11 protein-coding genes are annotated in these 12,794 nt (G+C 67.5%); 8 read left to right on the forward strand and 3 right to left on the reverse strand.

The genetic code is table 11. The features are described 5' to 3' along the window. Position 1: 1 nt before the first annotated feature. On the reverse strand, positions 2 to 2,161 hold the full coding sequence (scpA, locus tag VAR608DRAFT_RS30935) for a methylmalonyl-CoA mutase (RefSeq protein WP_088957550.1): 2,160 nt from the start codon (positions 2,159 to 2,161) through the stop codon (positions 2 to 4). 126 nt (positions 2,162 to 2,287) lie between these two features. On the opposite strand from scpA, the gene VAR608DRAFT_RS30940 reads away from it, so the two are divergent. Next, positions 2,288 to 2,935, forward strand: coding sequence for a GntR family transcriptional regulator (locus tag VAR608DRAFT_RS30940; protein ID WP_088957551.1), 648 nt, complete (start codon positions 2,288 to 2,290; stop codon positions 2,933 to 2,935). Between the two features lie 23 nt (positions 2,936 to 2,958). On the opposite strand, the gene dusA is transcribed toward VAR608DRAFT_RS30940, so the two are convergent. Both dusA and VAR608DRAFT_RS30950 read right to left on the reverse strand, forming a co-directional pair. Continuing rightward, positions 2,959 to 3,963, reverse strand: a complete 1,005-nt coding sequence (dusA, locus tag VAR608DRAFT_RS30945; RefSeq protein WP_088957552.1) for a tRNA dihydrouridine(20/20a) synthase DusA — start codon at positions 3,961 to 3,963, stop codon at positions 2,959 to 2,961. Positions 3,964 to 4,031: 68 nt separating this feature from the next. Next, positions 4,032 to 4,400 (reverse strand): hypothetical protein, encoded by a 369-nt coding sequence (locus VAR608DRAFT_RS30950; protein WP_088959069.1) that lies wholly within the window; start codon positions 4,398 to 4,400, stop codon positions 4,032 to 4,034. Positions 4,401 to 4,555: 155 nt separating this feature from the next. On the opposite strand from VAR608DRAFT_RS30950, the gene VAR608DRAFT_RS30955 reads away from it, so the two are divergent. The 7 genes from VAR608DRAFT_RS30955 to dalD all read left to right on the forward strand — a co-directional run bounded on the left by VAR608DRAFT_RS30955 (position 4,556) and on the right by dalD (position 12,789). Further along, positions 4,556 to 5,779 carry an MFS transporter gene (locus tag VAR608DRAFT_RS30955; RefSeq protein WP_231973022.1) on the forward strand — a complete coding sequence of 408 codons (1,224 nt, stop codon included), beginning with the start codon at positions 4,556 to 4,558 and terminating at the stop codon, positions 5,777 to 5,779. Positions 5,780 to 5,844: 65 nt separating this feature from the next. Continuing rightward, positions 5,845 to 7,011 (forward strand): MFS transporter, encoded by a 1,167-nt coding sequence (locus VAR608DRAFT_RS30960; RefSeq protein WP_088957554.1) that lies wholly within the window; start codon positions 5,845 to 5,847, stop codon positions 7,009 to 7,011. Positions 7,012 to 7,179: 168 nt separating this feature from the next. Then, the gene (locus tag VAR608DRAFT_RS30965) at positions 7,180 to 8,487 is read left to right on the forward strand and encodes an ABC transporter substrate-binding protein (RefSeq protein ID WP_088957555.1); all 1,308 of its coding nucleotides are present in this window, start codon (positions 7,180 to 7,182) and stop codon (positions 8,485 to 8,487) included. Between the two features lie 148 nt (positions 8,488 to 8,635). Further along, a complete protein-coding gene (locus VAR608DRAFT_RS30970) occupies positions 8,636 to 9,466 on the forward strand; it encodes a carbohydrate ABC transporter permease (protein WP_088957556.1) in 831 nt (276 codons plus the stop codon). Between the two features lie 13 nt (positions 9,467 to 9,479). Then, a complete protein-coding gene (locus tag VAR608DRAFT_RS30975; protein WP_088957557.1) occupies positions 9,480 to 10,304 on the forward strand; it encodes a carbohydrate ABC transporter permease in 825 nt (274 codons plus the stop codon). Between the two features lie 22 nt (positions 10,305 to 10,326). Next, complete coding sequence (locus tag VAR608DRAFT_RS30980; RefSeq protein ID WP_088957558.1) at positions 10,327 to 11,361, forward strand: ABC transporter ATP-binding protein; 1,035 nt, start codon at positions 10,327 to 10,329, stop codon at positions 11,359 to 11,361. 9 nt (positions 11,362 to 11,370) lie between these two features. Then, entirely contained in the window at positions 11,371 to 12,789 is a 1,419-nt protein-coding gene (dalD, locus tag VAR608DRAFT_RS30985) for a D-arabinitol 4-dehydrogenase (protein ID WP_172843924.1), read from the forward strand. The last annotated feature ends 5 nt before the right edge of the window (positions 12,790 to 12,794 follow it).

Genomic DNA, 12,794 nt, shown 5'->3' on the forward strand with positions numbered 1-12,794 from the left:
CTCAGGCGGCAACCGCCGCGCGGATCTGCTCCAGCACGTCCTTGGCGCTGGCCGGGATCGGCGTGCCGGGGCCGTAGATGCCCTTCACGCCCGCGTCGTAGAGGAAGTCGTAGTCCTGGCGCGGGATGACGCCGCCCACGAACACGATGATGTCGTCGGCGCCCTGCTTCTTCAGCTCTTCGATGATGGCCGGCACCAGCGTCTTGTGGCCGGCCGCGAGCGTGCTCACGCCCACCGCGTGCACGTCGTTCTCGATCGCCTGCCGCGCGCATTCCTCGGGCGTCTGGAACAGCGGCCCCATGTCGACGTCGAAGCCGAGATCGGCGAAGGCGGTGGCGACCACCTTGGCGCCGCGGTCGTGGCCGTCCTGGCCGAGCTTGGAAATCATCACGCGCGGACGGCGGCCCTGTTCCTCGGCGAAGTCGGCGATTTCCTTCTGGAGCGCTTCCCAGCCTTCCGCCGAGTCGTAGGCAGCGGCATAGACGCCGGTGACCTTCTGCGTGTCGGCGCGATGACGGCCGTAGACCTTCTCGAGCGCATCGCTGATCTCGCCGACCGTGGCGCGCAGGCGCACTGCCTTGATGCTCAGGTCGAGCAGGTTGCCCTGGCCGCTGTCGGCGGCCGCGGTGAGCGCATCGAGCGCCGCCTGCACCGCCGCACCGTCGCGCTTGCCGCGGATGGCGTTCAGCCGGGCGATCTGGCTTTCGCGCACCTTGAGGTTGTCGATCTCGAGGATTTCGTGCGTGTCCTCGTCCTTGAGCTTGTACTTGTTGACGCCGACGATGACGTCCTTGCCCGAATCGATGCGCGCCTGCTTGTCGGCGGCGGCGGCCTCGATCTTGAGCTTGGCCCAGCCGCTGTCCACGGCGCGGGTCATGCCGCCCATCGCCTCGACCTCCTCGATGATCTTCCAGGCGGCATCGGCCATGTCCTGCGTGAGCTTCTCCATCATGTAGCTGCCGGCCCAGGGGTCGATCACGTTCGTGATGTGCGTCTCTTCCTGGATGATGAGCTGCGTGTTGCGCGCGATGCGGGCGCTGAACTCGGTCGGCAGCGCGATCGCCTCGTCGAGCGCGTTGGTGTGCAGGCTCTGCGTGCCGCCGAAGACCGCGGCCATGGCCTCGATCGTGGTGCGGACCACGTTGTTGTACGGGTCCTGCTCGGTGAGCGACCAGCCGGAGGTCTGGCAGTGCGTGCGCAGCATCAGGCTCTTGGGGTTCCTGGGCTCGAACTCCTTCATGATCCGGCACCACAGCAGCCGCGCGGCGCGCATCTTGGCGACTTCGAGATAGAAGTTCATGCCGATGGCCCAGAAGAAGCTGAGCCGACCCGCGAAGTCGTCCACGTCGAGGCCCTTGGCCAGCGCCGTCTTCACGTATTCCTTGCCGTCGGCGAGCGTGAAGGCGAGTTCGAGCGCCTGGTTCGCGCCGGCTTCCTGCATGTGGTAGCCGCTGATCGAGATCGAGTTGAACTTCGGCATGTTCTTGGCCGTGTACTCGATGATGTCGCCGATGATCCGCATCGACGGCTCGGGCGGGAAGATGTAGGTGTTGCGGACCATGAACTCCTTCAGGATGTCGTTCTGGATGGTTCCGCTGAGCTTGTCCTGCGCCACGCCCTGCTCTTCCGCAGCCACCACGTAGCCCGCGAGCACCGGCAGCACCGCACCGTTCATCGTCATCGAGACGCTGACCTTGTCGAGCGGGATCTGGTCGAACAGGATCTTCATGTCCTCGACCGAATCGATCGCCACGCCGGCCTTGCCGACGTCGCCGGTCACGCGCGGATGGTCGCTGTCGTAGCCGCGGTGGGTGGCGAGGTCGAAGGCCACGCTCACGCCCTGGCCGCCGGCGGCGAGCGCCTTGCGGTAGAAGGCGTTCGATTCCTCGGCGGTCGAGAAGCCCGCGTACTGGCGGATGGTCCACGGCCGCACCGCGTACATCGTGGCCTGCGGGCCGCGCAGGTAGGGCTCGAAGCCGGGCAGCGTGTCGGCGTACTTGAGGCCCTGGAGATCGGCGGCCGTGTACAGCGGCTTGACGCTGATGCCGTCGGGCGTGATCCAGTTCAATGCGTTCACGTCGCCGCCCGGCGCCGACTTGGCGGCGGCCTTGGCCCAGGCTTCGAGGGTGGCGTTGGAAAATTGCGGTTCGGATTTGCTCATGGCGCCGTCTTGCTGTGTCGGTCGGGTCTCGGGGATGGGCGCGCAGTGGCGCCGCTCGGAATGACCCGAGTCTAACCGATCTGTAATTATTAATTCAAACCCATTTTTTGGGTTACAGTCCTAACCATGTCAGCCGCCACCCTTACTCCCCGTGCGCTCTACGAAGAAGTCGCCGAGCTGCTTCGCCAGCGCATCTTCAAACGCGAGCTCGAACCGGGCAGCTGGATCGACGAGCTCAAGCTGGCCGAGGAATACGGCATCAGCCGCACGCCGCTGCGCGAGGCGCTGAAGGTGCTCGCAGCCGAAGGCCTGGTGACGATGAAGGTCCGGCGCGGCGCCTACGTCACCGAGGTGTCGGAAAAGGACCTGGCCGACGTCTACCACCTGCTGAGCCTGCTGGAAAGCGACGCCGCCGGCGTGGTCGCCGAGCGCGCCACCGATGCCGAACTGGCCGAGCTAGAGGCGCTCCATCGCGAGCTCGAAGCCGCGGGCAGGCCGGGCCAGGTGGATCGTGAGAACTTCTTCGCGGTCAACGAGCGCTTTCACATGCGGCTGCTCGCGATCGCCAACAACCGCTGGCGCGACCAGGTCGTGGCCGACCTGCGCAAGGTGATGAAGCTCAACCGCCACAACTCGCTGCTCAAGTCGGGCCGGATCACCGAATCGCTCAAGGAGCACCGCGCCGTGATGGCCGCCATCAAGGAGCGCGACGCGGCGACCGCCATGGCGCGCATGCAGCAGCACTTCCGCAACGGGCTCGAAGCCGCAGGCTGACCGCGATCAGCGGCCAAAGGAGCTCAGGCCGTCTGCGCGACCGGCTCGCGCGCGATCGCCATGACTTCGTGCGGCGCGTGCGACTTCAGGCGATGGTCGCTCCACACCTGGCGCCAGCGGCGCGCGCCGGGGAGGCCATTGCGCAGGCCGAGCATGTGGCGCGCGATGTTCGACCAGGGCGTGCCGTGCTCGGCGGCTTCGCGCGCCATGTAGTCGCACATCTGCTCTTCGACTTCTTCGCGCGTGAGCGCGGACGGCGCTTCGCCGAAGAAGGCCGCATCCCACTGCGCCAGCCACCAGGGGTTGTGGTAGGCCTCGCGCCCAACCATCACGCCGTCGAGCAGCCGCAGATGCGCCTGCACCTGCAGGTTGTCATTAAGGCCGCCGTTGATCGAGAAGCGCAGCGCCGGAAAGTCGTGCTTGAGCCGGTGCACGATCTCGTAGCGCAGCGGCGGCACTTCGCGGTTCTGCTTGGGCGACAGGCCCTTGAGCCACGCGTTGCGCGCGTGCGCGATGAAGGTATCGCAACCCGCCTCGCTGACCTTGCCGACGAAGTCGCGCACGAATTCGTAGCTCTCGACCTTGTCGATGCCGATGCGGTGCTTGACAGTGACCGGCACGTCCACCGCGTCGACCATCGCCTTCACGCAATCGGCCACGAGCTCGGGCTCGTTCATCAGGCAGGCGCCGAAGGCCCCGCGCTGCACCCGTTCGCTCGGGCAGCCGCAGTTGATGTTGATCTCGTCGTAGCCCCATTCCTGGCCCAGCTTGGCGCAATGCGCGAGATCGGCGGGCTCGCTGCCGCCCAGTTGCAGGGCGACCGGATGCTCTTCGGCGCTGAAGCGCAGATGACGCGGGATGTCGCCGTGGATCAGCGCGCCCGTGGTCACCATCTCGGTGTAGAGCAGCGCGCGGCGCGTGAGCAGGCGATGGAAGAAGCGGCAGTGGCGGTCCGTCCAGTCCATCATGGGCGCCACGCTCACGCGCATGGCGGCGAGCTGGCGGTTGGGTCGATCCTTGTCGATCATCGGGGAACTCGAAAACGCTTTGTTCCCCGCATTGTCCCAGCCTCGCCGACCCACGCCGGCGTCGGGCCTCAGCGAACCGTCGACCAGACGGTGGCGCGGCACCTCGGCTGCTCGTTGGGCGGCAGGAAGTTGCAGTTCTCCAGGGCTCGCCGCTGCATGTCGCTCAGCCTCGGCTGGTTGCGCCGCGGCGGGGGCGGCTGGTGCCAGTTCGGCGGCGGAGGCTGGTGCCAATGCTGGCCCGGCCCGCGGCGCAGCCATCGCTTGCCCTGGCCACGCTGCCAGCCCCGGTCCCACATGCAGCGCTCGAAGTTGTGGCTGAAGCTGCAGAAATGGAGATTGCGATCGAACTGCGGACTGTTCTGCCACTGGGCCATCGCGGTCCCGGAGCCCGCGAGGCCCGCCAAGGCCAGCACGGCCGCTGCGATCAGTCTCTTCATGCGCATCAGTGTGGCCGCTTCGCACACGGCGGGCCATGCGCCATTCGCTGTATGCCGCGCGGCGCGCTCGCCCCTCGCGCTGCAGGCTCGCGGCAGAAGTGCTAAGGTGCCGACCCCTCGGGTTAACCCCTAAAAAAGAGTCGAAAGAATCCGTCTTGTCGCGCACCGCCATACCCGCCTCCGCCGGTCTTTCCACCGGCCTCACTTTGTTGTTCGCCGTGGCATGCGGTCTCTGCGTCGCCAACATCTACTTCGCGCAACCCCTGATCGGGCCGATCGCCGCCGCCCTGCAACTCCACGCGGGCCTCGCGGGGCTGATCATGACCCTGACACAGCTCGGCTACGGAACCGGCCTGCTGCTGCTCGTGCCGCTCGCCGACGTGGTGGAGAACCGCCGGCTGATCATCTTCGCGATGGCCGGCGCGGTGGTCGGGCTGGTGGGAATCGCGCTCTCGAATTCGGCGGCGACCTTCCTCGCCGCGTCCTTCCTGGTCGGGACTTGCGCGGTGGCGGCGCAGGTGCTGGTTCCGCTGGCCTCGCATCTCGTGCCCGAAGCGACGCGCGGCAAGGTGGTGGGCAACATCATGGCAGGGCTGCTCGCGGGGATCATGCTCGCGCGGCCGTTCTCCAGCGTCGTGGCCTCGGCGCTCGGATGGCGCGCGGTGTTCGCGATTTCCGCGCTCCTGATGGCGGCACTCGCCGTCGTGCTCTGGCGGGCGCTGCCGCAGCGCCGGCCGCATGCCTCGTTCGGCTATGCGCGCACGATGGCATCGCTGCCGGGCATCGTCTGGCGCACGCCGCTGCTGCGGCGCCGGGCCTTCTACCAGGGGATGATGTTCGCGGGCTTCCAGGCGTTCTGGACCGCGGTGCCGCTGGCGCTGGCACGCGAGTTCGGCATGGGCCAGGCCGGCATCGCGCTCTTCGCGCTCGCGGGCGCGGCCGGCGCGCTCGCCGCCCCCTGGGCCGGCCGCCTGGCAGACCGGGGCCTCGCGCGGCCGGCGACCGGCTGGGCCATGGCCGCCGCGCTGCTGTCCTTCGCACTGGGCGCGGTCGGGGTCCATTACAGGTCGCTGACCGCCCTGGTCGCGGCCGGCATCCTGCTCGACGGCGCGGTGCAACTGTGCAACGTGCTCAGCCTGCGCAGCCTCTACGTGCTCGCGCCCGAATTGCGCGGGCGGCTCAACGGCCTCTTTCTCACCTTCATCTTTCTGTGTGCAGCCGTGGCCTCCGGGCTGGCGGCGGCCGTCTATGCCTTTCACGGCTGGAACGGGCTGAGCCTGCTCGGCGGCGGCTTCGCGGTCGTTGCGCTGCTGTTCTATGCGACGGAGTTCCGCCGCAATGCCCTTTTGCGGGCCCCCTCGGAGCAGCTCCCGGGATAATAAGGGTTAACCCTAGCCAACGCATGACCACCCCCGCCGAGACGCCGCCCGCCGCTTCATCCCGCATGCCCATCGCCCTGCTGGCGCTCGCCGCCGCCGCGTTCGCGATCGGCACCAGCGAATTCGTCGTCATGGGGCTCTTGCCCGACATGGCGCAGGACCTCGGCGTCACGCTGTCGCAGGCGGGTCTGCTGGTCACCGGCTACGCCATGGGCGTGGTCGTCGGCGCACCGGTCTTCGCGGTCGCGACCGCGCGGCTGCCCCGCAAGGCGACGCTGATCGCGCTGGCGTCGCTGTTCGTGCTGGGCAATCTGCTGTGCGCGCTGGCGCCGAGCTACGGGCTCTTGATGGCCGCGCGCGTGGTCACGGCGCTGGCGCACGGCACCTTCTTCGGCATCGGATCGGTGGTCGCCGCCGGACTCGTCGCGCCCAACAAGCGCGCACAGGCCATCGCGCTGATGTTCACCGGCCTCACGCTCGCCAACGTGCTGGGCGTGCCGCTCGGCCGCATCATCGGCGAGCACTACGGCTGGCGCATGACCTTCGCGGCCATCGTGCTGATCGCGCTGGCCGCGGTCGTCTCGCTCGTCGCGCTGCTGCCGCGGCACATCGAGATGCAGAAGGGCAACATCCTGCGCGAGTTCACCGTGCTCGCGGACGGACGCGTGCTGCTGGCGCTCGCGACCAGCGCGCTGGTCTCGGCGAGCCTGTTCGTCGTCTTCACCTACATCGCGCCGCTGCTCACACACGTGAGCGGTTTCGCGGCCGCGGCGGTCGCGCCGATCCTGCTCCTGCTGGGCGTCGGGCTCACCATCGGCAGCACCGTCGGCGGAAGGCTCGGCGACCGCCGGCTCGTGCCTTCATTGCTGCTGGTGCTGGGCCTCAACGCGGCGGTGCTCGGGCTGCTGCATTTCGTGCTGCCGATGCGCGCGCCGACGGTGGCGGCGATGCTGGTGTGGACCACCTTGTCCTTCGCGCTCGTGCCGCTCTTGCAGACGCTCATCGTCCAGCATGCGAGCGCCGCGCCCAATCTCGCCTCGACCCTGAACCAGGGTGCCTTCAATCTCGGCAATGCCGCCGGCGCCTGGATCGGCAGCGGCATGCTCGCGGCCGGCATGCCGCTGGCGGACCTGCCGTGGGCCGGCGCGGCGATCACGCTCGGCGCGCTGGCGCTGGCCGCATGGAGCAGCCGCCTCGGCGACCGCGCACCCTCGTCGCTGCAGGCGGCCTGAGCGGCATCCGATCCTTTCGCACATCCCTGCTTGCTCGAAGCTAGGGAAGTCACCAATCAATCGGTGCATCTGAGTATCGGCAACGGCAATCCGAGTACCAAACCCGCAATTCGGAGTCTCCAGAATCCGATCACGGCGACCCGCCGTCGTCGATCCAAGGAGACCAACATGAAGCGATTTCTGAAGGCGGGCCTGGCGCTCGCGATTGCGGGCACGGGCTTGGCGCATGCCGCGACCGAACTGGTCATCGCGACCGTGAACAACGGTCACATGATCGAGATGCAGAAGCTCACCAAATTCTTCGAGCAGGCCAACCCCGACATCAAGCTCAAGTGGGTCACGCTGGAGGAAGGCACGCTGCGCCAGCGCGTGACGACCGACATCGCCACCAAGGGCGGCCAGTTCGACGTGATGACCATCGGCATGTACGAAACGCCGATCTGGGCCAAGAAGGGCTGGCTGATCCCGATCGCAACCGACGCCGCCTATGACGTCGACGACCTGCTGCCGGCGATGCGCACCGGCCTGTCCGCCGATGGCAAGCTCTACGCCGCGCCGTTCTACGGCGAAAGCTCGATGCTCATGTACCGCAAGGACCTCGCGGACAAGGTCGGCTTCACGATGCCGGAGCAGCCGACCTGGACGCAGGTGAAGGAGCTCGCCGGCAAGATCCACGATCCGAAGAACGGCGTCTACGGCATCTGCCTGCGCGGCAAGCCGGGCTGGGGCGACAACATGGCGCTCCTGACCACCATGGTCAATACCAATGGCGGCCAGTGGTTCGACACCAGCTGGAAGCCGCAGATCGACTCCAAGCCCTGGCATGACGCGATCAGCTTCTACGTCGACCTCATGAAGGCCTACGGCCCGCCCGGCGCATCGGCCAACAGCTTCAACGAGAACCTCGCGCTCTTCAACGAGGGCAAGTGCGGCATGTGGGTGGACGCGACCATCGCGGCCTCGTTCGTGAGCGATCCGAAGCAGTCGAGGGTGGCTGACAAGGTCGCGTTCGCGCAGGCCCCGGTCGCGGTGACACCGAAGGGCGCGAACTGGCTCTGGGCCTGGGCGCTCGCGATTCCCGCCGGATCGCAGAAGGTCGATGCGGCGCAGACCTTCATCAAGTGGGCGACCTCCAAGGACTACATCAAGCTGGTCGCGAAGGAAGAAGGCTGGGGCTCGGTGCCGACCGGCACGCGCAAGTCGACCTACGCCACGCCCGAGTTCGTCAAGGCGGCACGCTTCGCCGAGGCCGAGAAGAAGGCGATCGACACCGCGAACCCGAACGACAGCACGCTGCCCAAGTCGCCGTACGTCGGCGTGCAGTACGCGGCCATTCCGGAATTCCAGGCCATCGGGGTCGCGGTCGGCCAGCAGATGAGCGCGGCGCTCTCGGGCAAGGTCACCGTCGACCAGGCCTTGAAGACCTCGCAGACCAATGCCGAACGCGAGATGAAGAAGGCCGGGTACTACAAGTAACCCCCGGACTTGAGGACACTTCGCCGTGTCGCATCTTCCCACCCCCGCCCCGGGGACGCCGCCGGCGGACCGGCCGAGCCGGATCCTCGGCGGCGCCCGGCGCAGCCAAGCGGACGCTGCCCCGAACCGCCTTCTGCCCCGCGCATTGATGGCGCCGGCCGTCGTGGCCCTCGTCCTCTGGATGCTGGCGCCGCTGTTGATGTCGATCTATTTTTCGTTCGTCAACTACAACCTCATGCAGCCCGGCGAGCGCACCTTCAACGGGCTCGCCAACTTCGAGTACTTCATCACCGACCCGGACTTCTGGCCCGCGGTGTGGAACACGCTGGTGCTGATCGGCAGCGTGATCGTGATCACGGTGGTGCTCGGCGTGGCGCTCGCGCTGCTGGTGAACGAGCCCTTCCCGGGGCGCGGCATCGTGCGGGTGCTGCTGATCTCGCCCTTCTTCGTGATGCCCACGGTGAACGCGCTGCTGTGGAAGCACATGATGATGAATCCGATCTACGGCATCCTGGCCGACGTCTGGCGCAGCTTCGGCGCCGAGCCGGTTGACTGGCTCACCGACCTGCCGTTGTTCTCGGTCATCGTGATGGTGGCGTGGCAGTGGCTGCCGTTCGCCGTCCTGATCTTCATCACCTCGCTGCAATCGCTCGACCGCGAGCAGATGGAAGCCGCGCGCATGGACGGCGCGACCGCGGTCCAGCGCTTCGGCTATCTCACGCTGCCCCACCTCGCGCGGCCGATGGCGGTGGTGATCATGATCGAGATGATTTTCCTGCTCTCCGTGTTCGCCGAGATCGCGATCACGACTGCCGGCGGCCCCGGCAACGAGAGCACGAACCTCACGTACATGATCTTCAAGCAGTCGCTGATGAACTTCGACGTCGGCGTGGCCTCCGCGGGCGCGCTGTTCGCGGTGGTGCTGGCCAACATCGTGGCCGCCTTCCTGATCCGCATCATCGGCAAGAACCTCGACTGAAGGGACGGACGCCATGTCTGACCAAAGCCGCCTCCCCCTGCTGCTTCGCACGGCCGCCGCGTGGCTCGCGACGCTGCTGCTCTTCTTCCCGCTCGGCTGGCTGCTGCTGACCTCGTTCAAGACCGAGCTGCAGGCGATCCACGTGCCGCCGCTCGTCTTCTTCGAGCCGACGCTGGAGAACTTCACCGAAGTTCAGCGGCGCAGCGACTACCTGCTGTTCGCCAAGAACTCGGTCATCACGAGCATCGGCTCGACGATCATCGGCCTCGCGATCGCCGCGCCGGCCGCGTATTCGATGGCCTTCTTCCGCACCAGGCGCACCCGCGACATCCTGATGTGGATGCTCTCCACCAAGATGATGCCGGCGGTGGGCGCGCTGGTGCCGATCTACGTGATCGCGCAGACCGCCGGGCTGCTCGACACGCGCACCGCGCTCACCATCGTCTTCACGCTGTCGAACCTGCCGATCATGGTGTGGATGCTCTACACGAGCTACAAGGACATCCCGCCCGAGATCCTCGAGGCCGCGCGCATGGACGGCGCCAACCTGTGGACCGAGTTCCGCCACGTGGTGCTGCCGCTGTCGATCGGCGGCCTCGCCTCCACCGGCCTGCTGTGCCTGATCCTGAGCTGGAACGAAGCCTTCTGGGCGCTCAATCTCAGCTCCGCGAAGGCCGGAACGCTGGCCACCATGATGGCGTCGTATTCAAGCCCCGAGGGCTTGTTCTGGGCCAAGCTCTCCGCCGCTTCGGTCATGGCGATCGCGCCGATCGTCGTGTTCGGCTGGTTCAGCCAGAAGCAACTGGTCCAAGGCCTCACCTTCGGCGCAGTGAAGTAACGAATTCAGAGAGGACGTTGACATGGCCTACCTCCAACTCGACAACATCCAGAAGAGCTTCGGCGACACGCACGTCATCAAGGGCGTGAACCTGGAGATCGACAAGGGCGAATTCATCGTCTTCGTCGGCCCCTCGGGCTGCGGCAAGTCGACGCTGCTGCGGCTGATCGCAGGGCTCGAATCGATCACCAGCGGCAAGCTCTCGCTCGATGGCAAGGACATCACGCACACGCCCTCGGGCAAGCGCGATCTCGCGATGGTGTTCCAGAGCTATGCGCTCTATCCGCACATGAGCGTGTACGACAACATGTCCTTCGCGCTCAAGCTCGCGAAGGTGTCGAAGGACATCATCAAGAGCAAGGTCGAATACGCGGCGAAGACGCTCAACCTCACGCAGTACCTCCAGCGCACGCCGAAGGAGCTCTCGGGCGGCCAGCGCCAGCGGGTCGCGATCGGCCGCGCGATCGTGCGGGCGCCGAAGGTGTTCCTGTTCGACGAACCGCTCTCCAACCTCGATGCGGCGCTGCGCGGCAACACGCGCGTGGAGATCCACAAGCTGCACCGCGCGCTCGGCGCGACCAGCATCTACGTCACCCACGACCAGGTCGAGGCGATGACGCTGGCCGACCGCGTGGTGGTGCTGCGCGACGGGCTGATCGAGCAGGTCGGCACGCCGATGGAGCTCTACGACCGGCCCGCGAACCAGTTCGTCGCGCAGTTCATCGGCATGCCGTCGATGAACATGGTGCAGGCGAAGGCGATCCCGAGCTTCTCCGCGCTCTCCGGCGGGCGGCTGCCCTCGGACGGATTCCTCGGCGTTCGCCCCGAGCAACTGCACGTCCATCGCAACGGCCACGCCGGCGCTGCAACGGCGCGCGTGGACCTGATCGAAGCGCTGGGCGCCGACACGCTGATCTATGTCAACGTCGAGGGTGTGCCGCTCATCGCGCGGCAGAACGAGCGCACCGAACTCCAGCCCGGCGATGCGGTCAGCGTCGAGCTCGATCCCTCGGTGCTTCACTTCTTCAATCGCGACGGTCGCGCCGTCGCCGCCTGAGTCGCTGCAATGGCCCACCCTGCTCCCTCCGAATCCGTGGTGCTGCACCTCGGACTCGGCTCCTTTCATCGAGCACACCAGGCCGTGTACCTGCAGGCGCTCATCGATGCGGGCGACACGCGCTGGTCGCTCGCGGGCGCGAACCTGCGGCCCGACATGGCCGATGTCGAAGCCGCGCTCGTCAGGCAAGGCGGCGCCTACATCCTGGAGACCGTCTCGCCTGCCGGCGCGTACCGCTACCAGCGCATCGAATCGATCCGCGAAGTGCTGCCCTACGATCCGACGCTTGCCGCGGTGATCGCGCGCGGCGCCGATCCGCGCACGCGCGTGATCTCGTTCACCGTGACCGAGGCCGGCTACTACCTCGATCCGGCGGACCGGCTTGACTTCGCCGCCGCCGACCTTGCGGCCGATCTCGATCGCGCGCGGCGCGGCGAAGCCGGCACCACGATCTACGGTGCGGTCTGCGCGATCCTGCGCGCGCGCCGTTCGGCCGATGCCGGTGCGGTGACGCTGCTGAACTGCGACAACCTGCGTCACAACGGCGAACGCTTCCGCAAGGGCCTGCTCGCCTTCATCGAGAAGGCGGGCGACAAGCAGCTGCTCGAATGGGTGTGCACGCAGACGACCTGTCCCAACGCGATGGTCGACCGCATCACGCCGCGGCCGCCGCCCGAGCTGCGGCAGCGCGTGCTGCAAGCCACCGGCCGGGACGACGCCGCGCCGGTGACAGGCGAGAGCTTCATCCAGTGGGTGATCGAGGACGACTTCGCGAACGGACGGCCGGACTGGGGCCGTGTCGGCGTTCAGCTGGTCGAGTCGGTCGCGCCCTACGAGGAAGCGAAGATCCGCATCCTCAACGCCAGCCACAGTTGCATCGCCTGGGCCGGCACGCTCGCGGGCTTCCAGTACATCCACGAAGGCACGCGCGACGCGGAGATCCGCCGCATGGCCTTCGACTACGTGACGGACGACGTGATCCCCTGCCTGCATTCGCCGGAGCGCCCGAGCCCCGTCGACCTGCCGGCGTACCGCGACGTGGTGCTCGAACGCTTCGGCAACCCCGCGATCCGCGACACCAACCAGCGGGTGGCGATGGACGGTTTCTCGAAGATCCCGGGCTTCATCGCGCCGACGGTGCGCGAGCGGCTCGCGCGCGGCGAGCGCATCGACAGCGTCGCGATGCTGCCGGCGCTGTTCCTCGCCTTCCTGCAACGCTGGCACCGGGGTGGGCTGCCGTACGTCTACCAGGACCAGGGCATGGACGAGGCGGCGGCACACGCGATCTGCGATGCGCCCGACCCGGTCGCGGCGCTGGCCGCCAGCCGCACCCTGTGGAGCGATACGGCCGGCGATGCGCGGCTGGTCGAAGCGCTGCGCAAGGCCGACGCGCGGGTGCGGGACTTCATCCAGGGGCGCACGCCATGAGCCGC

It is taken from the genome of Variovorax sp. HW608, assembly GCF_900090195.1.
In the GTDB taxonomy this organism is placed as follows: domain Bacteria; phylum Pseudomonadota; class Gammaproteobacteria; order Burkholderiales; family Burkholderiaceae_C; genus Variovorax.